General features: G+C 64.8%; 24 protein-coding genes. 2 read left to right on the plus strand and 22 right to left on the minus strand.

Features of this window, described 5'->3' with window-relative positions:
• Positions 1-138 precede the first annotated feature (138 nt).
• The 7 genes from QD172_RS04345 to QD172_RS04375 form a co-directional block, all read right to left on the minus strand.
• On the minus strand, positions 139-918 hold the full coding sequence (locus QD172_RS04345) for an energy transducer TonB (protein ID WP_279855104.1): 780 nt from the start codon (positions 916-918) through the stop codon (positions 139-141).
• 1 nt (position 919) lies between these two features.
• Complete coding sequence (locus QD172_RS04350) at positions 920-1,318, minus strand: biopolymer transporter ExbD (RefSeq protein WP_077372126.1); 399 nt, start codon at positions 1,316-1,318, stop codon at positions 920-922.
• Positions 1,311-1,946, minus strand: coding sequence for a MotA/TolQ/ExbB proton channel family protein (locus QD172_RS04355; protein ID WP_176492955.1), 636 nt, complete (start codon positions 1,944-1,946; stop codon positions 1,311-1,313). Before QD172_RS04355 ends, QD172_RS04350 begins: the two co-directional genes overlap by 8 nt.
• Positions 1,939-3,405, minus strand: a complete 1,467-nt coding sequence (locus tag QD172_RS04360) for a MotA/TolQ/ExbB proton channel family protein (protein ID WP_279855105.1) — start codon at positions 3,403-3,405, stop codon at positions 1,939-1,941. The genes QD172_RS04355 and QD172_RS04360 overlap by 8 nt, the downstream gene beginning before the upstream one ends.
• On the minus strand, positions 3,405-4,271 hold the full coding sequence (locus QD172_RS04365; protein ID WP_279855106.1) for a DUF3450 domain-containing protein: 867 nt from the start codon (positions 4,269-4,271) through the stop codon (positions 3,405-3,407). The genes QD172_RS04360 and QD172_RS04365 overlap by 1 nt, the downstream gene beginning before the upstream one ends.
• 365 nt (positions 4,272-4,636) lie before the next feature.
• A complete protein-coding gene (locus QD172_RS04370; RefSeq protein WP_279855107.1) occupies positions 4,637-5,563 on the minus strand; it encodes an FAD-binding protein in 927 nt (308 codons plus the stop codon).
• Entirely contained in the window at positions 5,560-6,312 is a 753-nt protein-coding gene (locus tag QD172_RS04375; RefSeq protein ID WP_077372115.1) for an electron transfer flavoprotein subunit beta/FixA family protein, read from the minus strand. The genes QD172_RS04370 and QD172_RS04375 overlap by 4 nt, the downstream gene beginning before the upstream one ends.
• Before the next feature lie 620 nt (positions 6,313-6,932).
• On the opposite strand from QD172_RS04375, the gene QD172_RS04380 reads away from it, so the two are divergent.
• Complete coding sequence (locus QD172_RS04380; protein ID WP_191236693.1) at positions 6,933-8,576, plus strand: electron transfer flavoprotein-ubiquinone oxidoreductase; 1,644 nt, start codon at positions 6,933-6,935, stop codon at positions 8,574-8,576.
• Between the two features lie 303 nt (positions 8,577-8,879).
• Positions 8,880-10,115: a dicarboxylate/amino acid:cation symporter gene (locus QD172_RS04385; RefSeq protein WP_279855108.1), complete on the plus strand. Its 1,236-nt coding sequence runs from the start codon at positions 8,880-8,882 to the stop codon at positions 10,113-10,115.
• Between the two features lie 101 nt (positions 10,116-10,216).
• On the opposite strand, the gene QD172_RS04390 is transcribed toward QD172_RS04385, so the two are convergent.
• The 15 genes from QD172_RS04390 to rpmF all read right to left on the minus strand — a co-directional run bounded on the left by QD172_RS04390 (position 10,217) and on the right by rpmF (position 25,492).
• Complete coding sequence (locus QD172_RS04390; protein WP_279855109.1) at positions 10,217-11,158, minus strand: sulfurtransferase; 942 nt, start codon at positions 11,156-11,158, stop codon at positions 10,217-10,219.
• Positions 11,159-11,256: 98 nt separating this feature from the next.
• Positions 11,257-13,827 carry an ATP-dependent helicase gene (locus QD172_RS04395; protein ID WP_279855110.1) on the minus strand — a complete coding sequence of 857 codons (2,571 nt, stop codon included), beginning with the start codon at positions 13,825-13,827 and terminating at the stop codon, positions 11,257-11,259.
• A gap of 122 nt (positions 13,828-13,949) precedes the next feature.
• Positions 13,950-14,579 carry a DUF1285 domain-containing protein gene (locus QD172_RS04400; protein WP_279855111.1) on the minus strand — a complete coding sequence of 210 codons (630 nt, stop codon included), beginning with the start codon at positions 14,577-14,579 and terminating at the stop codon, positions 13,950-13,952.
• A gap of 43 nt (positions 14,580-14,622) precedes the next feature.
• Complete coding sequence (locus tag QD172_RS04405) at positions 14,623-15,459, minus strand: TatD family hydrolase (RefSeq protein ID WP_084209132.1); 837 nt, start codon at positions 15,457-15,459, stop codon at positions 14,623-14,625.
• A gap of 106 nt (positions 15,460-15,565) precedes the next feature.
• Entirely contained in the window at positions 15,566-15,916 is a 351-nt protein-coding gene (locus QD172_RS04410; RefSeq protein WP_077372097.1) for a PilZ domain-containing protein, read from the minus strand.
• A gap of 173 nt (positions 15,917-16,089) precedes the next feature.
• Positions 16,090-17,118 carry a DNA polymerase III subunit delta' gene (locus tag QD172_RS04415; RefSeq protein WP_077372094.1) on the minus strand — a complete coding sequence of 343 codons (1,029 nt, stop codon included), beginning with the start codon at positions 17,116-17,118 and terminating at the stop codon, positions 16,090-16,092.
• Complete coding sequence (gene tmk / locus QD172_RS04420; RefSeq protein WP_191236689.1) at positions 17,115-17,846, minus strand: dTMP kinase; 732 nt, start codon at positions 17,844-17,846, stop codon at positions 17,115-17,117. Before tmk ends, QD172_RS04415 begins: the two co-directional genes overlap by 4 nt.
• Positions 17,847-17,947: 101 nt before the next feature.
• The gene (gene mltG, locus QD172_RS04425) at positions 17,948-18,949 is read right to left on the minus strand and encodes an endolytic transglycosylase MltG (RefSeq protein ID WP_279855112.1); all 1,002 of its coding nucleotides are present in this window, start codon (positions 18,947-18,949) and stop codon (positions 17,948-17,950) included.
• 72 nt (positions 18,950-19,021) lie between these two features.
• On the minus strand, positions 19,022-19,873 hold the full coding sequence (gene pabC, locus QD172_RS04430) for an aminodeoxychorismate lyase (protein WP_279855113.1): 852 nt from the start codon (positions 19,871-19,873) through the stop codon (positions 19,022-19,024).
• Positions 19,874-20,020: 147 nt separating this feature from the next.
• Positions 20,021-21,265 (minus strand): beta-ketoacyl-ACP synthase II, encoded by a 1,245-nt coding sequence (fabF, locus tag QD172_RS04435; protein WP_279855114.1) that lies wholly within the window; start codon positions 21,263-21,265, stop codon positions 20,021-20,023.
• A gap of 530 nt (positions 21,266-21,795) precedes the next feature.
• Positions 21,796-22,029, minus strand: coding sequence for an acyl carrier protein (gene acpP, locus QD172_RS04440; RefSeq protein ID WP_065392587.1), 234 nt, complete (start codon positions 22,027-22,029; stop codon positions 21,796-21,798).
• A gap of 100 nt (positions 22,030-22,129) precedes the next feature.
• Positions 22,130-22,873, minus strand: coding sequence for a 3-oxoacyl-ACP reductase FabG (fabG, locus tag QD172_RS04445; RefSeq protein WP_043331893.1), 744 nt, complete (start codon positions 22,871-22,873; stop codon positions 22,130-22,132).
• 60 nt (positions 22,874-22,933) lie between these two features.
• A complete protein-coding gene (gene fabD / locus QD172_RS04450; protein ID WP_077372081.1) occupies positions 22,934-23,896 on the minus strand; it encodes an ACP S-malonyltransferase in 963 nt (320 codons plus the stop codon).
• Between the two features lie 373 nt (positions 23,897-24,269).
• The gene (gene plsX / locus QD172_RS04455) at positions 24,270-25,292 is read right to left on the minus strand and encodes a phosphate acyltransferase PlsX (RefSeq protein WP_271302672.1); all 1,023 of its coding nucleotides are present in this window, start codon (positions 25,290-25,292) and stop codon (positions 24,270-24,272) included.
• A gap of 29 nt (positions 25,293-25,321) precedes the next feature.
• On the minus strand, positions 25,322-25,492 hold the full coding sequence (gene rpmF, locus QD172_RS04460) for a 50S ribosomal protein L32 (RefSeq protein ID WP_065392644.1): 171 nt from the start codon (positions 25,490-25,492) through the stop codon (positions 25,322-25,324).
• Positions 25,493-25,510 lie beyond the last annotated feature (18 nt).

The raw sequence follows: 25,510 nt of genomic DNA on the forward strand, positions 1-25,510 counted from the left end.
GCTCCACGACTCAAGTACGTCTCAGATACGCCTCAGGCGTCATGCCTGCCATCTGCTTGCAACACCAGCTCTCTTCTACACCAGATTCGCGGCGAAGACATGAATGACAGGTACCGCTTTGCATGCGCCCGGGTTGCCTCAACGCAACTGGAACTCAAGCCGTTGACGCGCCTGACGCGCTGTCTGGGCCGCCGGGAACTCCCAGCGCGCGATGGCCTTCATCGCGGCGCGATCAAAGACACCGGAAGGCTCTGCACGCACCACCCTCAGCGAACTGCCATCGACATTGCCATCCGGACGAATCACGAAGGCCACCTCGACGAAACCCTCGATGCCACGCCGGCGTGCACGACTGGGGTACTCAGGCGCCGTGCGCAGCGTCGGGCGGGGCGAGCCCCCTTGCGCCGCGGGTGCCGGCGTCGACCTGGCCTCCGATCGAGAAGCACTGGCGGTGGCCTGGGCACTGGACTGGGCTGACGCTTGGGAGGCGGGTGCCGGGGCCGGCTTCGGCGTTGGCTTGGGCTTCGGATCCGGTTTCGGCTCCGGTGTCGGTCTCGGCGGACGCTTCACCTCCAGTGGCGGCAGGCTGTCATCCAGCGTCAGCTCCGGCGTTGGCGGCAGTGGTGTCTTGACCTCAGGGATCGCCACCGTGCTTGTCACCTCTGGTGACGGCATCGGTGCCGCTTTAGGCGGCGGCGGTGGCTCGGCCGGTGGTGTCGGCAAGGCCTCTGCCGGCGCCGCTTCAGGGGCGGGTGCCTCTTCAGGCGCCTGAACGGTCGAGACCGACAGCGGCTCAGGCGCCGGCGCATCGTTCACCGGCGGCGCCACCAGCAGTGCCAGGGCATAGAACAGGGCCAGCGCCAGCAGGGCTCCGCCCAGCAATCCGATCAGTCGATTGGCATACAGACGTCGCGTCATGTCATTCGCCTTTCGATGCCGCGACCGCGATGTCCTGCACTCCCGCACTGCGCAGCGCATCCATCGTCTCCACCAGCAGCCCGGTCCGCGATTGACGATCCGCCTGGATCACCACCGGTTGGCCGTCGGCCAGCTCCGCCACCGCGTCCCCGACACGGTGGGCATCCACCGGCTTGCCATCGACCCACACCGCGCCCTCGGCGGTGATCGCCACCATCACGGCCGCATCCGGACGCGCCGTGGCATGCGAGGCCTCGGGGCGCTGGATCTCGACCCCCGACTCCTTGACGAAGCTGGTGGTGACGATGAAGAAGATCAGCATGATGAAGACGACATCCAGCATTGGCGTCAGGTTGATCTCGCCGCTGTCTTCCGCGGCTTCCATGCGACGTCTACGCATGCGGTGTCTCGCTTGTATCAGAGGAATCGGAGTCAGACGCGGTGGACATGCCGCCAGGTACCTTGCCCTTGCGGGCATCATCCACGGCGCGCGCCAGGCGGTCGTGCAGGCGTTGGTCTTCACGACGCACGACACGCTCGAAACGGGTCACGAACAACAGTCCCACCACCGCCACTGCCATGCCGGCCAAGGTCGGCAAGGTGGCACGCGCCACGCCATCGGCCATCGCTCGCGCCTGGCCGGTACCGGCGATCGCCAGGGAATCGAAGACGTGGATCATGCCGGTCACGGTGCCCAAAAGGCCCGCCAGCGGGCAGATCATCACCAGCAGCTTGAGCCACGGCAACGGCGCGCGCAGGCGTGACAGCAGCTCGCGGGTCAGTACCTCGCGGTGAGTGAGTGCCGACCAGCTGTGGTGCTCGCTGCGCGCCACCCAGTCGTGGATCAACTGGCGGCGCGCCGGCCGATGCACCAGCCGCCAGTAAAGGCCGCGCTCCAGCGCCAGACCGAACAGCAGCATGGCGATCAGGCAGATCACCACGATCAGAGGCCCGCCGCTATCCACCAGCCGCATGACCGGTGCCAGCGCACCGGGCAACAAGGAAGAAGAGGCCAGCGACTCAGGCATGCTCGGTTTCCCGCGTGCGGGCATTGGCCGCCGCCACGGCGGCGGGCGCACGACGCTCGAGGTGATCCGCCAGACGCGCACTGGCACGCCCTTCCAGGCGCCCCATCAGCCCCTTCGACAGGCTCGACAGACCGGTCTGCGCGAACAGCAGCGGCACGGCGGTGATCAGACCCAGCACGGTGGTCACCAATGCCTGGGAGATGCCGCCGGCCATCAATTTCGGATCGCCGGTACCGAAGACGGTGATCGACTGGAAGGTGCCGATCATGCCGGTCACGGTGCCCAGCAGACCCAGCAGCGGCGCGATGGCCGCCAGCAACTTGACCAGTGCCTGACCACGCTCCAGCTTCGGTTGCTCGGCGAGCAGCGCCTCATCGAGACGCGCTTCCAGCGCTTCCGGCTCATGATCATGACGCATGCCTTCAAAGCGGGTCAGCACGCGGCCCAGCGGGTTGTCATCCTTGAGCTGGGTCAGATCCGCTTCCTGACGCTTGACCGCGCGCCGCGTGGCCGTCAGGCGCACCAGCTGGATCAGCGCGATGATCAGCCCCAGCACGCCAAGCCCGACGATCACGTAACCGACCGCCCCGCCCTGCTTGAGTCGCTCGGTCAGCCCCGGCGCACGTGACAGGGCGCGGGTGACATCACCCCCGGTGGGATCGAAATCGAGTCGATCGGTATCGCCGGCATTGAACGCCGCCAGCTGATCACGCATGGTCGCCGGCGTCTTGCCGGCAAGGCCGAGACTTTCCAGTGCGCTTGCACCATCCACGGCCTTGTCACCGGACAACGGTGAGAGCAGCAGATCGCCACTGAAGGCCATCTGCTCGCCGACACGCACGATCTCACGTGGCTTGATGCTGCCATCGGCACCGGCCAGCGGTGCCTTGAAACGCAGCGCACGGCCACTTTCGCGGGCGATGCTGCCGATGTCGGCCGTCAGGGCCGCGAGTCGCTCACGACCGGGCACTTCATCCCGCGGACCAAGGTCCGGCAGTCGGGCCTGCCCACCGGCCAGCAACCAGTTGCCGGCCACCCCTTCCCGGACTTCCCGCGCATGCTTGCGCGCCACCGTGAAGACCTGGCCGAGATCACCCTGCTGCGCCTGGCGCTCGTCATCCAGGCCGCTGAGGGTCGCCTGCTGCTGCTTCGCTTCGGCTTCAAGGCTCTCGCGCTTCTCGCGCAGGCTGTCACGTTGCGCCTCGGCCTTGGCCACGGCCGCATTGAGCGCTTCACTGTCCGACAGCAACGTCTCCAGGCGTATCTGATCGCGACCTTCCGCCTGACTGGCCGCCTGCTCGAACTGCTCGACGCTCAGTGCCTGTGCCGCGGAGCCGGTCACGGCATGTGCCGGCAGCGCGCTCATGCCGAGCACGCCCAGCAGGCTCACGCCGAGCCACCCGCGCTTGAGCGCGCCAGACATCGACAGTCGCGGGAATGTCTTGTGCATCATGGACATCAGCTGGACTCCTGCGCGGACGGGGTAGACGAAGCGGCATTGGAGGCAGCCTGACGAGAGGCGTCGAGCTCCACGTTTTCCACCGGGACGGACAGCGGCAAGGTGAGCAATGACGGTGCCTGCTGGTCACGCGCCATGCTGATTCCCTGGCGCAGCTCGCTCAGCGCACTGTCATCCAGTACCTGCCAGCTGTCATTCTGCGTCTTCCATGCCCCGCCGTGCTGGCCATCCAGCGTCAGGTAATAAAGCCCCACGCGACCGACACGCAGATATTGCACCTCGGTGTCCTCCGCACCGATCAGCCCCGCACGCCAGGTATCCAGGCCCTGGCCGTAGCTCAGCTCCTGCTGCCAGGCATTGAGCAGCTGATCGAGGCGCTCGTCATTGGTGAGACTGGCGTTGGACAGGTTGTCGCGCAGCCGTGCGACACGCGCCAGACGCTCTTCCTTCAGGAAGGGCAGGTCCTGCTCGATGAACGCTTCCAGCTCATTGACCTGCTCACGCAGCAGGCCCGGCAAGGACTCGCGGGTGGCCTCGAGATTCTCGAGCGCCGTGCGCTGACGCTCGATTCGCGCGGCACGGTCGGCATTGAGCGGGGTCAGTTCCGCGGTATAGCTTTCCAGACGCGCCGCTTCCTGACGCGCCTCGCGCAGCCTCACCAGCAATTCGCGGGTCTCGTCGTCAGCCGCGTCGATGCGCGACTGCAACTCCCCCTGGGTCTGCTGATGACTCGCCGCACTGTCACGCAGCGTCTGTGCATGAACCGGCAGACTCGTGGCACACAGAGGCACCATCAGCGCCAGCGCGGGCAGCATGCCGCCAAACGCGCGCGCCCTCGGGAAAGAGAAAGAAGTGGAACGCCGCACGGACATCTCCTGAAGAACAAGACTGGGTTGCATCCTCGGTCACTGGCCATGCTGCCAGAGAGTCGCGAGTGGAAATGCAAATCACTGGCAGGGACGGTATTACAAACAAGAACAATTATCAATTGATCTCGATCCGCACTCGCCTCCATCTCTGCAATGCCGCGTTGCAGGCTTTCCCCTCGCGTGCCGACGCTCACGCAGAGCCTGTCAGATGTCATGCCCACGGGGTGCCATCCAGGCAGACGCCATGACGTGACGATGCCTGATCCGGGCACAAAAAAAACGCGACCCGCCGAAGCGGGTCGCGTTTTCTGCTCATGTCCGGTCCGGGTGTCCGGCGCCGGATGAGAGGTCAGCGCACTGTCTTACAGCTTGCCTTCCAGCTCCGGCAGCACCTCGAACAGATCTCCGACCAGACCGTAATCCGCGACCTGGAAGATCGGCGCCTCATCATCCTTGTTGATCGCGACGATGACCTTGGAGTCCTTCATGCCCGCCAGGTGCTGGATCGCACCGGAGATGCCGACGGCAATGTACAGGTCCGGGGCAACGATCTTGCCGGTCTGGCCGACCTGCATGTCGTTGGGCACGAAACCGGCATCCACGGCGGCACGTGAGGCACCGATGGCAGCGCCCAGCTTGTCGGCGATGCCGTCGAGTAGAGCGAAGTTCTCACCGTTACCCATGCCGCGGCCACCGGAGATCACCACCTTGGCAGCACCCAGCTCCGGACGCTCGCTCTCGGCCAGCGTCTCGTTGACGAAGCTGGAGACACCGGCATCCTCGACGACATCCACCGCCTCGATGGCCGCCTGGCCGTCAGCCGCCACCGGGTCGAAGCCGGTGGCACGCACGGTGATCACCTTCAGGACGTCGTCACTCTTGACGGTCGCGATGGCGTTGCCGGCATAGATCGGACGCAGGAAGGTATCGGCACTCTCGACCGCGATGATCTCGGAAATCTGTGCGACGTCCTTCAGCGCTGCCACGCGCGGCATGAAATTCTTGGCCGTGGTGGAAGCACCGGACAGCACATGGCCGTAGTCGTCCGCCAGCGCCACGACCAGCGCCGAGACATTCTCCGCCAGCTGATGGGCGTAGACCGCGTTGTCCGCCACGCGCACGCGCTTGACGCCGGCAAGCTTCGCGGCCTGCTCGGCAACCCTCCCGACACCTTCCCCCGCGACGAGAACATCGATATCGCCACCGATGGCGCTGGCAGCCGCTACCACACTGGCAGTGGTACCTGTCAGCTGGCCATCGTGATGATCGGCAATGACGAGAATGCTCATGAGATCACCTTTGCTTCATTCTTGAGTTTGTCCACCAGCTCATCGACGGAGCCGACCTTGACGCCACCCTGGCGCTCGGCCGGCGGCGTCACCTTGACCAGCGTGACCTTCGAGGCCGTGGAGACACCCAGCTCTTCCGGCGTCTTGACGTCCAGCGGCTTCTTCTTGGCCTTCATGATGTCCGGAAGCTTGGCGTAGCGCGGCTCGTTGAGGCGCAGGTCCGTGGTGACCACCGCCGGCAGGCTGAGCTTGACGGTCTGCAGACCCCCGTCGATCTCACGAGTGACGTTGACGCTCTCGCCATCGACCACCACCTCGGAGGCGAAGGTGCCCTGCCCCATGCCGGTGAGCGCCGCCAGCATCTGGCCGGTCTGGTTGTTGTCGGCATCGATGGACTGCTTGCCGAGAATCACCAGGCCAGGCTGCTCTTCCTCGACCACCTTGGCCAGCAGCTTGGCCACTGCCAGAGAGTCGACGGCGTCATCGGTCATCACCTGCACCGCGCGATCTGCCCCCAGCGCCAGCGCGGTACGCAGCTGTTCCTGGGCGGCCTTCGGCCCGATGGTCACGGCCACGACCTCGGTCGCCACGCCTTTTTCCTTCAGGCGTACCGCTTCTTCCACGGCAATCTCGCAGAAGGGGTTCATGGCCATCTTGACGTTGGTCAGATCCACGTCAGACTGATCCGCCTTGACGCGAATCTTGACGTTGTAATCGATGACGCGTTTCACCGCGACGAGTACTTTCATGGTGTCCTCGCTGATCTCTCATGGAGCGAGAGGCTGCTCGAGGCGCCCCCGCTCGATTCATGCAAGCGTTTGATAGGTGAATATCATCCAAAATAGGTCGTGCTGACAAGCACCGCGTCACGGCACCCCATCCCACGACCCGAAGGCATGCTGCCTGCTGCTGGCGAACGCCGCTCGCCGGCCGTTGACAACCGGCCCTGATGGCAACGGATCATCATTCTCATGGGGGCATCTTGCGCAGAATTGGGGGTCGGGGTCAAACCGGAAAGCCACCATCCGGGTGCCCGGACATGAAACCCGTCAGGCGATATCCTGCAACACGCCGTGTGGCTATTACGTCAGACCCAAGCATAATAAACAAACGGTCGTTTTAAATGCTACTGTTGCGGCATGCTATGCGGCTGCCTTGCGCATGACAGCTCGCCACGACGGGATAGGGACCATATCCTTCACTGTCGACACGACGAGCACAGCATCGTTTTTTGCTTTGGCGAGCCACCGCCCTGACGCGCGCCGCCGAAGATCAATAGCCCTGCGATCAGCAACGACTGATCGTGATACGCCCACCCCGCCGGATCCGCGGGGCCTGATACAGGGCATCAAGATTGAGGAGACGGGTCATGGAACGCGAATTCATGGATTTCGACGTCGTCATCGTCGGTGCCGGGCCTTCCGGCCTGTCGGCGGCCTGTCGACTGATGCAGCAGGCCAATGAGGCGGAGCACGAACTGACGGTCTGCGTGGTCGAGAAAGGCTCTGAAGTCGGCGCCCATATCCTGTCAGGCGCAGTGCTGGAGCCGCGCGCACTCACCGAACTCTTCCCCGACTGGGCCGAGCGCGGCGCGCCGCTCAATACCGCCGTGACCCGTGATGAAGTCGTGCTGCTCAAGGATGACCAGAAGGCACAGGTCATCCCCAATGCGCTGGTTCCCAAGACCATGCACAACGATGGCAACTACATCATCAGCGCCGGCAACCTGACCCGCTGGCTGGGCGAGCAGGCCGAGGAACTGGGCGTCGAGATCTTCCCGGGCTTCGCCGCTCAGGAAGTGCTGCACGGAGAAGATGGCACGGTGCGCGGCATCGTGGTCGGCGACATGGGCGTGGCCGCCGATGGCAGTGAAAAGGATGGCCACATGCCGGGCATGGAACTGCGCGGCAAGTACACCCTGTTCGCCGAGGGCTGCCGCGGGCATCTGGGCAAGCAGCTGATCTCGCGCTTCTCTCTCGACAAGGACGCCGATGCCCAGCATTACGGCATCGGCCTCAAGGAGCTGTGGGATGTCCCGGCCGAGCAGCATCAGCCGGGGCTGGTAGTCCACGGCAGTGGCTGGCCGCTCAAGGGCAACGCCGAAGGTGGCTTCTTCCTCTATCACACCGATGACCAGCAGGTGGTGGTGGGCCTGATCGTCGATCTCGCCTACGACAATCCGTACCTGTCACCCTTCGATGAATTCCAGCGCATGAAGCAGCACCCGACCCTGGCTCGGCACCTCGAAGGCGGCAAGCGGGTCTCCTACGGTGCACGCGCCATCGCCAAGGGTGGCCTCAACTGCCTGCCGAAGATGAGCTTCCCGGGTGGCCTGCTGATCGGCTGTGATGCCGGTACGCTCAACTTCGCCAAGATCAAGGGCCTGCACACCGCGATGAAGTCCGGCATGCTGGCGGCGGAGAGCGTGTTCGCCGCCATCAAGAGCGGCGATGAAGGTGGCGAGGACCTCGTCGACTTCGGCAAGCGCTTCCAGGACAGCTGGGCCCATGAGGAGCTGGATGCCTCGCGCAGCTTCGGCCCGGCGATGCACAAGTACGGCACCTTCCTCGGTGGCGCCTACAACTTCCTCGACCAGCTGATGGGCGGCCGACTGCCGACCCTGCATGACACCACCCCGGACTACGCGCGCATGCGCCCGGCGGATGAATGCACGAAGATCGAGTATCCCAAGCCGGACGGCAAGCTGTCCTTCGACAAGCTGTCCTCGGTGTTTCTCTCCAACACCAATCACGAGGAAGACCAGCCGTGTCACCTGCGTCTGGCAGACCCGGCGCTACCGGTGCGTGACAACCTGCCGCGCTTCGCTGAGCCGGCCCAGCGCTACTGCCCCGCCGGGGTCTACGAGATCATCGAGGAAGCCGGTGAGCCGCAGTTCCAGATCAACTTCCAGAACTGCGTGCACTGCAAGACCTGTGACATCAAGGACCCGGCGCAGAACATCACCTGGGTCGCCCCGGAAGGTGGCGGTGGCCCCAACTATCCGAACATGTGACCCAACGCTGCCCGCCAGCTGACAACGCCGCCGTGGCCCTGCCGCGGCGGCGTTGTCGTTTCTGGCCTCCCGTACGGACCTGCTCCGTGGACCGCTGCGCGGTCCGCTTCAGCATGGCGATGTCGCGCTCTCACGAGAGCGCTTCTTGTGTTATTACAAAACAGTCTCAAATACTTCATTGATATAACTTTCCATGGATAGCACATTAGCCATCCTTGATTTCACTCACTCCAACGGGGTCAGACGGCGCAGCACCCGAGCGTCGACTCGCCTCTTCCTGACTTCCCTTGCTTAGGAGCCACCATGTCCGTCACTCGTCAGATACTGCTCGCCCTGGGGCTGGGTATCCTCAGCGGCCTTGCCCTGAACGCCGGAGCAGGTGCCTTGCCCGAGGGCAGTGTCGCCTGGCTCGACACCAACCTGCTGACGCCGGTAGGCCAGATCTTCCTGCGTCTGCTGCAGTTCGTGGTGGTACCGATGGTCTTCGGTGCCCTCATCCTCAGCCTGACCAGTCGCGAAGGCGGTGCTGACGTGGGCCGCCATGCCGGGCGTCTGCTGGGCAGCTACGTGGTCACCAGCGCCGTGGCGCTGACGCTGGGCATGCTGGTCGCTCATTGGCTCAGCCCGGGCAGCGGTGCCGAGAGCCTGGTGGACTCGGCGCCTGAAGGGCGCAATGCCGACAGCATCGCCCAATGGCTGGTGGGGCTGGTGCCCAACAACCCCTTCACGGCGCTGGGTGGCGGCGGCCTGCTGCAGGTCATCTTCGCAGCCGCCTTGATCGGGCTGGCGATGCGTGCCCTGCCGGAAGAAAGCGCGCCGCTGCATCGCGTGATCGAAAGCGGCTACACCGTCAGCCTCAAGGTACTGTCCTTCGTGCTCAAGCTGGCCCCGCTTGGTGTCTTCGCGCTGATCACCTCGGTGATCGCCACCCAGGGGCTGGATCTGCTGATGCGGCTGGGCATGTACGTGATCGGTCTGATCATCGCGCTGGCCTTGATGGCACTGCTCTATCTGGTGCTGCTGGCCGTGACCGGTGCCCGTCCGCTGGCCTTCATGCGCCACTTCGGCCAGAGCCTGGGCTTCGCCTTCGGTACCGCCAGTTCCGGTGCCACCCTGCCGCTGGCGCTGGGCAATGCACGCGACTACGGCATGCAGGAATCCCTGGCCAGCTTCGCGCTACCCTTCGGTACCGCGCTCAAGCGTGATGGTGCCGCCGTGCTGCAGGGCTTCAATGCGCTATTCGTGGCGCAGCTGTTCGGTATCGACGTCACGACGTCACTGGTGATCACCGTCTTCACCACCGGTCTGCTGGTCAGCTTTTCCACGGCGGGCGTGCCGGGTGCCGGGCTGGTCGCGATGACCACCGTGCTGGGCGCGGCGGGCCTGCCGCTGGAGGGCGTGGCCGTGGTCGCCGGCGTCGACCGCTTCACCGACGGCCTGCGCACCGCCCTCAACGTGATGGGCAACTGCGCCAACGCTGCCCTGCTGGAGCGCTTCGAGTCACGCAAGCCCGCCACGGAGCCCAAGACGCCAGCCTGAGCGCGCACGGAAAGCGCGCCCCACAAACGACAACGCCCGCCAGAGGTTTCTCTGGCGGGCGTTGTCGTTTCGGCAATATCCTTGTCGGACTTGCCTGAATGCTACCCTTCGCTGGCCTCGCCGGTGGCGACCGGGCGTTCGGCGTCACTGATCCAGTCACTCCAGGAGCCGGCGTACAGACGCGGCAGCGGCAGTCCCGCGATCGCGAAGGCCAGGATATTCTGACAGGCGCTGATGCCGGAACCGCAATAGGCGATCACGGCGCTGTCATCCGGCAATGTCCGGCGCAGCTCGCGCATCAGGCTCATGCGGTCCTTGAAGCGACCATTGGCCTCGAGATTGCCGGGGGTCGGGCGACACAGGGCGCCGGGGATATGGCCGGCCACCGGGTCGACCGGCTCCTGCTCACCGCGAAAGCGCGCTTCACCCCGGGCATCCAGCAGCACCGCCTGACTGTCCACCACCTCCTCGGCAGTGACCAGCAGGCTGTCGTCAAAGCTCGGCTGCCAGTCACTGGGCGCGGAGGTCACTGGCTGGGAGGGAGCGCGCTTGAGCTCGCCCATGGCCTGATTCCAGGCCTGGATGCCGCCATCCAGCACACGCACATCCGGATGCCCGGCCCAGGTCAGCATCCACCACAGGCGCGCCGCCGCCATCTGGCCGCCCATGTCGTCATAGACCACCACCTGTTGCTCGGGCGTGATGCCGAGACGGCGAAACAGCTCGGCTGTCGCCTGGTGCGACGGCAGTGGATGACGACCTCCCACGCCGTCCTCGCGCACGGGCGCGGAAAGATCACGTTCCATATCGACATGGATGGCCCCTGGCAGGTGCCCTTCACGCCACATCCGCTCGCCCGCCTCGCCATCCTCGAGGCGAGCGCGGCAATCCAGTACCACGGGGGACTTGAGCCCTGCCATCGCCAGCTGGGTCACCAGCTGACTGGCGTCGATCAAGGGTGCCTGCCGCTGGTCCGGGGCCAGCAACGATGAGGTGGAGACGGAGGCTGCCGCCAGTGCGGCAGGATCGGGATACTGGGCCATGGGAACTCCTTTCCAGCGGACGGTGACGCCATGAAGGCATGATGGCCCTCACGTCGATGATTGGCAATCGCGCACCTTGCCACCCTGGGCGTCTGGTCTTACAGAGCGGACAGTGGCGCACGCGAGGCGATCAGGCGTCGCTTGCTGCCATCGGCAAAGCGCACTTCGACCAGCGGATTGGTGTCATTGCCGGACACCTCTTCGATCACGCCCTCGCCAAAGATGTCATGAGCGACACGCTGCCCCACCTTCCAGCCACCGACGCTTTGCAGCACGCCAGACACCTCGCTGCGAGAAGAGGATGACGTGCGGGAATGACGGCCCCCGGAACGAGGCTGACGCCGGCTGGATGCGGCGTCAGCGGTCTTGCCTACGCCACCGGGCTTGCTCTGTTGCTCGGCCCTGGGCCTGGGCGAGGCCTCAAGCGTCGGCGGCGTGATGCCATGACGTACCAACGGCAGGCGTGCCAGATAGGCCTCGCCAAGGGCTGGCGCGCTCACGCGCAGGGTCTCGGTATTTTCAGAGGACGCCTCGCGACTGGATGCGTCGCCCTCACCGGCCTGCTGGCGAGCGAGCTTGGCACGCTTGCCCGCACCGTGAATCCAGTCACCGAGGCGGGAGCAGTCCTCCACGCACAGTTCCGCCAGGAAGCGACTCGGCGCATGGGTCCCGCCATCCCGCCACAGATGCAGCTGTTCGCGAGCACGGGTCACGCCGACATAGCACAGACGTCGCTCTTCCTCGAGGCGCTCCGGCGACAGCGGGTTGTCGCGCGAGTAGGCCGGAAAGTCCTCTTCGTTCATGCCCCAGAGGCCTACCAGCGGCCATTCCAGCCCCTTGGCACCATGGACCGTGGTGATCAGCACGCCATCGGCGGCATCCTCGACCGGATTGCGCAGCAGGTTGACGAAGGCCTCGGGGTCGTTGGCAAGCTCCCCCGCCTGCTCGATCAGCACGTCCAGCAGACGCACGTCCTCCTCGCCCTTGTCCCGTCGGGCCGCGGCCCGTCTCAGCACCTTGTCGGCTTCCAGCTCATCGACCACGTGCCGCAGCAGCCGCGCGGGTGCCCAGTCGCCCAGCGAAGGGAGATCACACAACAGCTTCCAGCGCTTGTGCAGGTTGCGGCGCTGCAGCGGCTTGAGCCCTTCGAGAATCGGGTCTTCCTTGCGCGGCCAGCGCTGGCTGTCGGCCAGTTGCTGACACAGACGCTCGAGGCGCTCGCGCGCGACGAAGGCGGTGGGCTGGGTGAACAGCAACATCAGATGCGCCGGGTCACGCAGCCGCGTGGCGTCACGCGCAAGCTCCAGATAGCCTGCCAGCGCCTGCACCAGTGGCAGGCGGAACACGAAGCGATCGCCCTGCCCGAGCCGGAAGGGAATCCCGGCCTTCAGCAACTGCAGCTGCACCGGCACCGACAGCGCCCAGCTGCGCACCAGCACGGCGGCCTCGGCACCGCTGCGCCCGGCGTCCCTCCAGGCGGTCAGCGCCGCGACCAGACTGGCGGCCCCCTGCCCTTCGAACAACCGCGTCGGCGGTGTGCCGGGTGCAGCCAGACACAGCTGATCCGGTCGGCGCGCATTGGCGGCAATGGCGTGATTGGCCGCCAATGCCAGACGATGACCATGGCGAAAGGTGTAACTGAGCGGGAAGTCCAGCGGGGACGGGAAACTCTCGGCGAAACGCGTCAGCATGTAATCAGGGCGGGCGCCACGCCACTCATAGATGCACTGGTTGGCGTCACCTACCGCCATGACTTCTGCCACGGTGCTGGATGATTCGCCGGTGACTGCCGGCGAGGAAGCCTCAGTGGACGGCGCACCGGCCAGCAGCGCCAGCATGCGCTGCTGCGCCTCATTGATGTCCTGATACTCATCGATGATGACGTGCTGCAGATGCCCCTGGATGCGCGCACGGGTCTCCGGCTCCTTCTCCAGCTGACGCAGCGGCCGGTAGAGCAGATCGGCATAGGTCATCTGGCCATGCTGCTCGAGCAGCTGCTCAAGCTGGGCGAAGGACTCGACGAAGTGACCGGTGTGCTCACCAAGGTTCATGCGCTCGTACAGCAGCGTCGGTTCACACATCTCGGCCTTGACCAGATCACAGAACTGGGCAAGCGCTTCGAGACGCTCACCTTCCAGTGCCGCCTCACGATCGGCGCGGTCGGCATCGCCCAGGGCACGCTGGGCGGCCTGCTTGAGCAACCGCTCCAACGCCCAGTCCTGCTGGATCAGCTCGCGCGGCGCCAGACTCCCCCAGCGCACCAGGGTAGTGGTCAGGCGATGACCGATGGAGTGAAAGGTGCGGACATCCGGCAGGCGTGTGCCCGGTGGCGCCGACTGCGCCAGCTTGGCGACGAAGTCCTCGCGCGCCGAGCGGTTGAACATCAGCACCAGAATCCGCTGCGCCGGAATGCCTTCCGCCAGCAGACTCAGCACTCGCGCCACCAGCGTGGTGGTCTTGCCGGACCCTGCCACCGCCGCGACCCGTGCGTGTCGTCCGCGATGTGCCACCACGGCGCGCTGCTGATCCGTCAGCCGTTGCGTCAGCTGGCCGACGGCGTGCGCGAGCGGCGAGACCGGTTCCGCACCGTCGGTGGCGACATCATCTGGCGTGACGCCGATGGCCTCGACAGGGGTATCAGGCGCGACTGGCGGGAGAGTAGAAGACATGAAGACCTGCAATGGCTGACGAGGGACGGCAAGGATGCCATGCGTCGTTGATGAATACGGTTCAGGCGGCGCTGCCGCGGGCGACTCAAGTTTCGAGACCCAGGTGTCGAGGAGATCCAGGTTTAGAGATCTCGGGCACTCAGTACACCGAGCATCTGCCAGTGGCCGTCGCTCATGAAGCCCAGCGCCTGATCGCCATTGTCCAGCTCGCGCATCTCGGCCTCTTCCAGCAGACGGTAGTAGAGATTGCGATGCAGGCGAGCGGCGAGTCCGAAGCGCACCGGCGCTTCCGGCAACCACAGGCCATCCGGTGTCTCGCTGAGCGTCAGGCGGGTATCCCCTTCCAGTCGCACGATATCACCCTGGTCGGTGACCAGCTGCCAGATGTCCGGCTGAGGCTGAGGCTCAGCCTCTCCGAGTGCTGCCTGTCCAGGCTGTGTCTGACCAGGTTCAGACTCGACACGGGAGCAATCCACCGCCAGGAAGGGGCGATCCTCGACCTGGATGGTGACCTTCTCCGCCGGCGTGACCAGGCAGTAGCTGCCATCGGGTTCGCGCCGCATGACCCGCGACAGCATGTGCACCAGCCGTGCACGACCGATCGGCGTGCCTTCATGCACCCAGCGACCATCGGCGCGGATGACGAGATCCATCTCGCCGCAGTGCTCCGGGTGCCAGGTCTCCACCGGTGGCAGTGGCCCATCCTTGCCGGCCCTGTCGCCCAATCGAGTGAGAATGGCGGCTGGATTCATGACATTTCCTCCCTGCCTGGCGTGTCACGCTGCCCGTGGGCGCTCATCCGTCGATGAGCATGCCGCTGCTGGCCAGCGCTTCGCGAACGTTGTCCGGGGCTTCCGGCGCGGCGGCGCGGAACAGACGATAGAAGTTGGCGGTGGTCTGCATCGCCAGCTCATCGACGGTGATGCCGCGCTCGGCGGCGATGCATTCGGCGACCTCGACCACGTTGCCCGGCACGTTGGAGGTGCCACGGTACGGCACCGGCGCCAGGTAGGGGCTGTCGGTCTCGATCAACAGGCGATCCAGCGGGATGGCGCGCGCCAGCTCGCGGACATGCTCGGCATTGCGGAAGGTGACGATCCCGGAGATGGACACCATGAAACCGTGGCCCACCGCGACACGTGCCATGTCCAGATCTTCCGTGAAGCAGTGCAGCACGCCACCCACGGCGGGATCGGTATGCTCCTTGATCAGCGCCAGGGTGTCCTCGCGGGCTTCACGGGTATGGATGATGACCGGTAGCTCCAGCTCGCGCGCGGCAATCAGATGACGCGTGAAGCGCTCGTATTGCAGTTCACGGCTGACGCTCTCGTAGTGATAATCGAGGCCGGTCTCGCCGATGGCCACTGCACCGAAGCGCTCGGCACACTTCTTGATGTCCTCGACCGAGGGCTCCGGGTCCACCTGATGCAGCGGATGCACACCGGCGGAAATCACCACATCGTCATGCTGTCGGGCGATGGCCGAGATCTCGGGCACATCGTCCAACGTGACCGCGATGGCGAGGAATTGATGCACGTGACGGGCGCGTGCGGCGTCCAGCACGGCGTCAAGGCTGCCGCCATGTTCTTCAAGCTTGAGGCGATCAAGGTGGCAATGCGAATCGACAAACATCCGGAAACTCTCAGACTGGGGGCCACGCGAGGCATGGCGAAAACATGAACGACCGACACGCCAGCATGGCGGCACCGGTCGGGGTGACAGGCAGAGCGGGGTCAGCTCATAGCGTATAGGTGGCGTGGCCCTTGCCCAGCATGCCGGCCAGATGGTTCTCGATATGATCACGCACCTGGCGGTCCTCTTCACTGAAGTGGATGCCGATGCCTGCGGTACGGCGACCGCCGACACCCGAGGGGGAGATCCAGACCACGCGACCGGTGACCGGAATGCGCTCGGATTCTTCCGGCAATGTCAGCAGCAGGTAGACCTCCTGCCCCATGGTATAGCGCTCGGTGGTCGGCACGAAGATACCGCCTCGCACGAGAGTCGACATGTAGGCGGCCAGCAATGTCTTCTGGTCGCGAATCGTCAGCGACAGTGCCTTCTGGCCTTGCTGTGGAGCGGTGTGCATCCTTCACCTCCGGCCGGTGATCCGGCGAATTCAGTCTCGTGGCTCGGCGTCTGCTCTTCTCACGGCGACGCCGAGCAGCGTGAATCTCATGGCGCCTGTCCTGCGGTTCGCGCGGCGCCTGCTGTCAGTCTAGCCCGCGGGACACGTTGAGCGCTGCCTCCTGCTCACGGGCATCACGAACGCAGCAGCGCTGCCCAACGCACCAGCCAGGACTCCAGTACCAGCTGCGGGTTGGGGTTGCCCCCCGCCGCCAGCAGACGGCGCTGCTCACGGGCAAAGTCCAGCAGCTTGAACCAGTCACGGGTGCGGCCATTCTTGACCGCCTGACGCAGCAAGGGCTCAAGACTCGGGTCACGCAGCTGCGCGGTATTGCCAGACAAGCCCATGCGTATCAGATCTTCCAGCCAGGCAATACCGTACCACAGCACCTGCGACAGCGGTTGGCGCTCCAGACGCCAGGCTTCCGCCACCGGCTCTCCCCCGCGCACCAGCGCGTCGAACAGTTCACGCAATGCCTGCCTGAGCTGGCGCTGGTCCGCCTCGCCCAGACGCACCGCCAGCTGCGGCAGGCCTCCTGCCATGCGCAGCAACGATTGGGCATCTTCGCCCAGCTGCTCGCTCAACCACGGCAGACTGTCTTCAGCCGACGGAATCACCAGGGGCCACTGCTGGCAGCGGGAGCGAATGGTCGGCAGCACGCGCGATGGCATGTCACTGAGCAGGATGAACAGGGTGTTGGCGCCGGGCTCCTCGAGACTCTTGAGCAGCGCGTTGGCCGAGGCGATGTTCATCGATTCCGCCGGCTGCAGGCGAATGACACGATAGCCGCCCTGCTGGGCCGTCTGAGCGACGAACCGATTGACATCGCGGATCGGGTCGATACGGATCATCTTGCCGACGTCCTGAGGTGACACCGCCATCAGGTCAGGATGATGCCCTGCCGCCAGCATGTGGCAACCATGGCAGTCACCGCAGGCGGCAGCGCCGGGTTTGCCCTGTGCGGTGCGACACAGCACACGGGCGATCATCGCATCCGCGAGTTCCTGCTTGCCAAGCCCCGAAGGTCCGCTGAGCATCACCGCGTGCGGCAGGCGACCGCTGTCATGCACGGCGGTGAAGTGCTGCCACAGCGAGTGCTGCCACGGCAGAGGCGAGAAACTCGAGAGTGTCACGCCGTCATCGCTGGATCGCGTTGCGCTCATGCGGTCTCTCCTGCCTGCCAGGCGGCGATGCGGGCCGACAGCACGCCGGCGATCTCGGCCTGTACCTCTGCCAGCGACTGATCGGCATTGATGGTGGCAAAGCGCTCGGGGTCTGCATCGCGCCGCTGGTGATAGCCGACTCGCACCGCTTCGAAGAACTGCTCGGCTTCCTGCTCGATGCGATCCGCGCCTTCGCCGGTTTCGGCGCGCCGTGCGGCCAGACGCCCTCGTGCGGCCTCGACCGGCATGTCCAACAGCAACGTCAGATCCGGCTGCAGCCCTTTCTGCACCAAGGCTTCCAGTGTGGTGATGTCGGCCAGCGGCAAGCCACGCCCCCCGCCCTGATAGGCGAAGGTGGCATCGGTGAAGCGATCACACACCACCCAGGCACCACGTTCCAGCGCCGGGCGAATGGTCGCGGCCAGGTGCTGGGCACGCGCGGCGAACATCAGCAGCAGCTCGGCATCATCGCTCAAGGCCTCCGCGGGGGCCGGGTCCAGCAACAACCGGCGTATGGCTTCCGCCCGCTCACTGCCTCCGGGTTCCCGCGTGCGCACCACCTCGATGCCGTGCGCCTCGAGCTCGGCGACCACGAAGGCGACATTGGTGCTCTTGCCGACACCTTCTCCTCCTTCCAGGGTGATGAAACGCCCCGTCGATGGGCTCACCTCGAGGGGGGTGGTGTGGCGAGAAGACGTCGTGCTTGCGGCGCTCGGACGTGAAGACATGAGGTTTCCTGATTCAGACGGCAGATGACTCGCGACGAAGGCCCACGCGGCATGGCGATGATCACCGGACCACGCGGACATTTCGCCTCATTCACGGCGTATTACCGGTTGAGAATATAGCGGCGCACGGCGTTGTTGTGCTCTCGCAGAGTGCGCGAGAAGTGGTGCTTGCCCTCGCCCTTGGCGACGAAGTAGTAGGTGTCGCCTGGCTTGGGGTGCACCGCGGCTTCCAGAGCGGCACGCCCCGGCATCGCGATGGGTGTCGGCGGCAGGCCGGTGATCACGTAGGTATTCCAGGGGGTCGGCTTGCGCAGATCGGCACGCGACAGCGAGCCATCATAATTCTCGCCCAGACCGTAGATCACGGTCGGGTCGGTCTGCAGGCGCATGCCACGCTCCATGCGACGCTTGAACACGCCGGCGATCTCGCCACGCTCTTCCGGGGCACCGGTCTCGCGCTCGATCAGCGAGGCCAGAATCAGGGCCTCGTACGCGGTGGTGATCGGCAGGTCGTCATCACGCCCGGCCCACACGTCCTCAAGCGTCTTGCTCATGCGCGCGTAGGCCTGCTTGTAGAGCGACAGATCGCTCACGCCCTTGTGATAGCGGTAGGTGTCCGGGAAGAAGCGCCCTTCCGGCTTCTCGCCTTCTGCCCCTACGGCCGCCATCAGCTCCTCATCGCTCATGTCGCGAGTCGTGTGCTCAAGCTTGGGTGAGGCGTCCATGGCGGTACGCATCTGGGCGAAGGTCCAGCCTTCCGGCACGGTCAGGGTATAGCTGACGACGTCATCGCTGGACAGCAGTGCCACCAGCTCACGCCCGTTCAGGCCCGGCGTGAGACGGAATTCACCGGCGCGCAGACCATTGACGGCATCAGGCTCCAGACGTGCCCATATCTTGTACGGCCAGCTGGCCTCGATGATGCATCGGGATTCCAGCTCGCTCACCACCTTGGAGAGACTGGCACCGCGCGGGACCTCGAACAGCTGTTCCTGCTCGATCGCCAGCGGTGACAGCAACTGTGCCTGCCAGTAACGAAAGCCCACCATACCCGCAGCCACGGCCACGACGACCAGCATCAGAAGGATCTTGAATACACGCATAATCGGATTTCCAGTCTTCATGGCGAAGAAGGTGTCTGCTCGGGAACGCCCCCGCAGCCTGGACGCCTTCCATCAATACGCGGGCTCGCCCAGCAAGCGCGCGACAATGTCGTTCAGTGACGCAAGCGCCGGATGCCCCTCATCACTCCATTGGGCCAGAGGCGCTCCCGACGCCGCCAGCAAGGTGCGCAGCGGCCAGATGCCCTGCACGGAATTCATCACCACCACCACCTCGGCCGCCCTCAGTGATGCCAGTCCTTCGCGCACTCGCATGACGGGGAGCTCGGCCTCTAGCGCCACCAGCAAGGTGCCCTCGACACCGGCGCGGTCCAGGCATGGCGTGAACCATTGCCCGTCGCGATACCAGGCGAGGTTCATGCTGGTGGCCTCGACGAGCTCATCGCTTGCCGTCAGCAACAACCCCTCCCGGATGGCGGGGTCTGTCCACTCACGGCGTGCCAGCACATTCTCGAGCCGGTTGAGATGCTTGAGTCCCGCCAGCGCCGGCTGCTCCGCCACGCGCAATTCGCACACGCGCGCCGTGATGCCCTGACGGGCCTCACGATTGACCACAAAGGGCATTGCGCGTGCCCGCAGACGAGGTTCGGGTGACTCGGGTGCCTTGTAGCCACGACCACCGGACCCGCCGGTGACGACCAGCTTGAGCACCTCGAGCCCCTCTCCCCGGCAGACATTCAGACACGCATCGAGCGCCTGCGACGAGGGCACGGGCAAGCCAAGTCGCCGGCAACCACGGGTCAGTCGCGCCAGGTGCCGTGACCATAGCTGCGGCTGGCCATCGCGCACCAGAATCGTCTCGAACACGCCCTCACCGTAGGCAAGGCCGCGATCCTCCATGGGCAGGTCCGCCGCAAGCGAGTCGTGAAGCATCTCCTGCGTGGTACCGGTATGGTCAGCCGTCATCGATGCAACACTCCTTCGCGACATGCATGGCACACAAGGTGTCAGCAAGACATCGTGATCCGGTCATCACCGCCTGGCAACGCCCCACAGACAGACGCGCCCCCGGATGGGAGCGCGTCAGAGGGGAGATCACGACAGCGTGCGACCTCAGTCCTTGAGCTTGCCGAACACCAACGAGCCGTTGGTGCCACCGAAGCCGAAGGAGTTGGACAGGGTGTACTCGATCTTCATGTCGCGTGCGACATTGGGAACGTAGTCGAGATTGCAGCCCTCGGCCGGATTGTCGAGGTTGATGGTCGGCGGGGCGATCTGATCACGCATCGCCAGCACGCAGAACACGGCCTCGACGGCACCGGCGGCACCCAGCAGGTGACCGATCATCGACTTGGTGGAACTGACGGCCACGTTGCGCGCCGCGTCGCCCAGCACGGATTCGACGGCCAGGCTCTCGGCCTTGTCGCCGGCATTGGTAGACGTGCCGTGAGCATTGATGTAATCGATCTCGCTCGGGTCCAGCTTGGCATCCCGAATGGCGTTGCGCATCGAGGCGGCCGCGCCACGGCCGTCTTCAGGCGGCGCCGTCATGTGATGCGCATCATCGGACATGCCGAAACCGAGCACCTCGGCGTAGATGGTCGCACCACGTGCCTTGGCGTGCTCATACTCTTCCAGCACCACGACACCGGCACCGTCGGACAGCACGAAGCCATCACGATCACGGTCCCATGGGCGGCTGGCCGCCTGAGGGTCGTCGTTGCGGGTCGAGAGCGCGCGCGCCGCGGAGAAGCCGCCCAGACCCAGCGGTGTGGTCGCCATCTCGGCACCACCGGCCACCATCACGTCAGCATCGCCGTAGGCGATGGTACGAGCGCTGTAACCGATGTTGTGCGTTCCGGTGGTACAGGCGGTGGTGATCGCGATGTTGGGGCCGCGATAACCGAACTGGATCGCCAGATTGCCGGAGATCATGTTGATGATGGAGCCCGGCACGAAGAACGGCGAGATGCGACGCGCACCGCCTTTCTCCAGCGCCTTGTGATTGTGCTCGATCATCGGCAGACCACCGATACCGGAACCGATGGCAACACCGATGCGATCGGCATTGTCTTCCGTGCACTCGATACCGGAATCGGTGATGGCCTGATGGGCCGCCGCGATACCGTACTGGATGAAGAAGTCCATCTTGCGGGCCTCTTTCGGGTTCAGATACTGACCCACATCGAAATTCTTGATGGAACCGCCAAAACGGGTATTGAAACCGCTGACATCGAAATGCTCGATGGGTGCGATGCCACTCTTGCCCGCCTTGATGTTGCTCCAGCTTTCCTCGACGGTATTCCCTACCGGGGTCACCAGGCCTAGACCTGTCACCACTACCCTTCTGCGAGGCATCGTGTCTCCTCCAAAACTATCGACTTGGCACGCCTGGGCCAGCTGCACCTGGGCGGTAATTGAGCGCATTATACAGAAACCTTGCCAGTGATGGGCAGTCGGTTTTCCTGCGGTTTTCCAGACGCTGTCCTGCGCACAGGCGACGGGGGTGACACCGCCATGTCACCTGCGATCAACACTGCCGACCACACGCCCTGCTCCCGCCTCTTTTCGCCCACAAAGACAGGGCTCTGGCACAGGAAGGTCGCGCGAGACATCCCGCGACAGGCTCACGCTCCTGCGCAGACCTCGCCCTTGCCTCGGACGTCGCCCGCCCCTGGCACCGCCAAACTCTCGCATCTCCCGCCGGCAGAGAAGTCTGCCGTCCTTGCTGGCCGCTCTGCCGAGAAAGGCACGGCCGACCAGCGCTCAAGAGTGACGAATGGCAGAAACGACAAGAGCCGCACTGAAGACAGTGCGGCTCTTGAACGTACAGACGATTGCATCACGACCCTGAGCCACGAAGGGCCCGCTGGTCGCTTCAATCCACCTTACTGGTGGTTGACGATGTAATCGATAGCTTCCTGCACGGTGGTGATCTTCTCTGCTTCTTCGTCAGGAATTTCAGTATCGAATTCCTCTTCCAGAGCCATCACCAGCTCAACGGTGTCCAGGGAGTCGGCGCCCAGGTCTTCAGTGAAAGAGGAAGAGTTCTGGATGTCTTCTTCTTTGGCGTTCAGGCGCTCGGCCACAACCTTCTTGACGCGTTCTTCAATGGTGCTCATTTAACAATCACTCCTAGTGGTACGGAATCCGCAGCTCGAAAAAGCTGGGCGTAGTTTATAGGCCACCCCAAAAGGACGCAACCACGTCCCCGCGCGGGGCTTAGCGCATGTTCATGCCGCCGTTTACCTGCAACGTCTCACCGGTAATGTAGCCTGCTGCATCACTGGTCAGGAAGCCGACTGCCGCAGCAATCTCTTCCGGCTGGCCAAGGCGCGCCAGCGGGATGTTGCCGAGCAGCGCTTCGTGCTGCGCTTCCGGCAATGCTTCGGTCATGTCAGTGGCGATGAAGCCCGGCGCCACTGAATTGACGGTAATGTTGCGCGACGCGACTTCACGCGCCAGCGAGCGGGCAAAGCCTTCCATGCCTGCCTTGGCGGCAGCATAGTTGACCTGACCGAGGTTGCCCATGGTCGCGACCACGGACGAGATGTTGACGATGCGACCGAAGCGCGCCTTGGTCATGCCGCGCAGGCAGCTCTTGCTGACACGGAAGACCGACTTGAGGTTGGTGTCGAGCACCGCATCCCAATCGTCTTCCTTGAGGCGCATCAGCAGGTTGTCACGGGTGATGCCGGCGTTGTTGACCAGGATGGTCGGTGCGCCGAAGCGCTCGCCGATTTCCTTGAGCACGGCGTCGACGCTGGCCTGGTCGGTGACGTTGAGCAGCATGCCCGCGCCTTCGATACCGTGCGCCTCGAGGTCAGCGCCGATGGCGGCCGCCCCTTTTTCGCTTGTGGCCGTGCCGATCACGATACGGCCCTGACGGCCGAGTTCACGGGAGATGGCTTGGCCGATGCCACGACTGGCACCGGTTACCAGTGCGATTCTGCGTTCGCTCGTCATCTTGAGTCCTGAGTTGGCTGATCCAAGTCACATGACTGGCCGCGCGGGCCAATCACGAGCTTACTGATTCTGTTCGGCAGCGGTCTCACGGGCAAGTTCCAGCGCCGCTTCCAGGCTGTCCGGGTCGTTCACGGCCAGGCCACGGGCCTGACGCTGGATACGCTTGCCGAGACCGGTCAACACCTTGCCCGGACCGCATTCGATGAAGGTCCGCGCGCCGCTGTCGAACATGGCATTGACGCAATCCGTCCAGCGCACCGGCTGATAGAGCTGCTCGATCAGGCGCTGACGCAGTGTCTCGACATCCTCATGGGCCTTGGCATCGACATTCTGGATGACGGTGTAGCGCGGCGCACGGAAGTCGATGTCGTTCATCGCCTCGGCCAGCTTGTCAGCCGCCGGACGCATCAGATCACAATGCGAAGGCACGGAGACCGGCAGCGGCATGGCACGCTTGGCACCCGCCTCCTGACACGCCGCGATGGCACGCTCGACGGCAGCCGTGCCGCCCGCGATGACCACCTGACCCGGCGCATTGTAGTTGACTGCCGCGACCACTTCACCCTGCGCCGCACTGGCACAGGCAGCTTCGACCTGAGCATTCTCGAGACCGAGAATGGCCGCCATCGCGCCCTGCCCCTGAGGCACGGCAGTCTGCATGGCTTCGCCGCGCAGATTGACCAGCTTGACGCCTTCGGCAAAGCCGATCACGCCGGCGCAGACCATCGCGCTGTATTCGCCCAGGGAGTGACCGGCCATGCGCGCCGGACGCGGACCTTCCAGCTCCTGCCAGACGCGCCAGATGGCAACGCTGGCCGTCAGAAGCGCAGGCTGGGTCAACTCGGTACGATTGAGCTCCTCTGCCGGGCCTTCCTGCGTCAGATGCCAGAGATCGCGCCCCAGCGCGTCAGAGGCTTCTTCGAAGGTAGTGCGGACGACGCTGTAGCGCTCCGCCAGCTCCCGCAGCATGCCGACCTGCTGGGAGCCCTGTCCCGGGAAGATGAGGGCCAGGGAATCTGTCATTGCTGTCACCATTTCCATCTGTTCAGGTGGGACTGACACGGGTAAGGAAACCCGATTTCCGCTGGCCCGCCAGTGCGCTGCGCCGTGTCGCTCCCATCCGGAGCCATTCACCAACGCCACACACTCCTGCCAGGGGAAAGCCTGCTTCTCCCTTCACTGCATTGTACTCGCCAGCGACACACTTGCTGCCTGCTGCCACCCTCTCACTCGCCATCCCTCGCGAGAACAGGCCTTCACACCTGCCGGACATCCCGGACATCAGGCGGCGCCTTCGCGTCAGACCCGATGCCACATCGGTCGGGCGCAGGCATTGTCGCACCGAGTGAGACCAAGCTCGACCCCCGCCGACCAAGAATCCGACCAATTTACGCAATTAACCCGGCAGGCTGCCCTTGAGAGCATGCGCAAGACGCTCCGGCAAGCCTCGACGCGCCTCACTCGCCGCGCGCGAAACAGCATAGGCGAATCCCTCCGCGGCCGCCCCGCCATGACTCTTGACGACCACGCCGGCCACGCCCAGCAGACTGGCACCGTTGTAGCGCACCGGATCCAGCTGACGAGACAGGCGCGTCAATGCCGGACGTGCCAACCAGGCCATCAGGCGCGTACGCCAATCCGCCGCCAATGTCGCCCCCAGCTGTGCCGACAGCATCTGGGCCAGCCCTTCACTGCTCTTGAGCACGACATTGCCGACGAAACCGTCGCAGACCACGACGTCTACCTCACCTGCGAAGAGGTCGCCCCCTTCAACGAAGCCGAGATAATCGAAATTCGCACCGCTGCCAGCCAGCAAGGCATGCGCTTCCTGCACCTGCGCCGTCCCCTTGCCGGATTCGACACCGACATTGAGCAGCCCCACGCGCGGGTTGGCGACACCTTCCACCAGCTGGCACCGCACGGCACCCATGCGAGCAAATGCCAGCAGATGCTGCGGCGCGACCGCCACATTGGCGCCAAGATCCAGCAGACTGCAGGACCGCTCGCCCTGCGTGGGTACCGCCGCACAGATGGCTGGCCGCTCCACTCCCTCGACCGTTCCCACGTCCCGCATGGCCAACGCCATCAAGGCGCCGGTATTGCCCGCACTGACGCAGGCGTCGGCCTGCCCGCTCGCCACCAGGTCGAGCGCACGGGACATGCTGCTGGGCTCGCGACTGCGCACGACACGCGAGGGGCGAGCATCAGACGCGACAATGCCGTCGACAGCGAGTGTCTGAAGGCGATCACGAACACGGGAGAGTGAAGCAGGGAGGGAATCAAGCTCGGCATCCAGAAGATGCCCTGGACCCACCAGCGTGGCGCTGAGTCGTGGGTCACGCAACAGTGCACTGGCAGTGCCCCGTAACGTAGCGCGGGGACCGAAGTCCCCGCCCATCGTATCGATGGCGATACGCACGGCGTTACGCCGTGCGCTGCATCAATGCTTTAGGCATCGACGACTTTACGGCCACGGTAGAAACCGTCGGCAGACACGTGGTGACGCAGGTGAACTGTACCGGTTTCCTTGTCCTGGGACAGGGTCGGTGCAGTCAGGGCGTCGTGGCTGCGACGCATGCCACGCTTGGAACGGGTTTTGCGGTTCTGCTGAACTGCCATGGGAATTACTCCAATCTT

The sequence above is a fragment of the Cobetia sp. 10Alg 146 genome, assembly GCF_029846385.1.
Lineage (GTDB): Bacteria > Pseudomonadota > Gammaproteobacteria > Pseudomonadales > Halomonadaceae > Cobetia > Cobetia marina.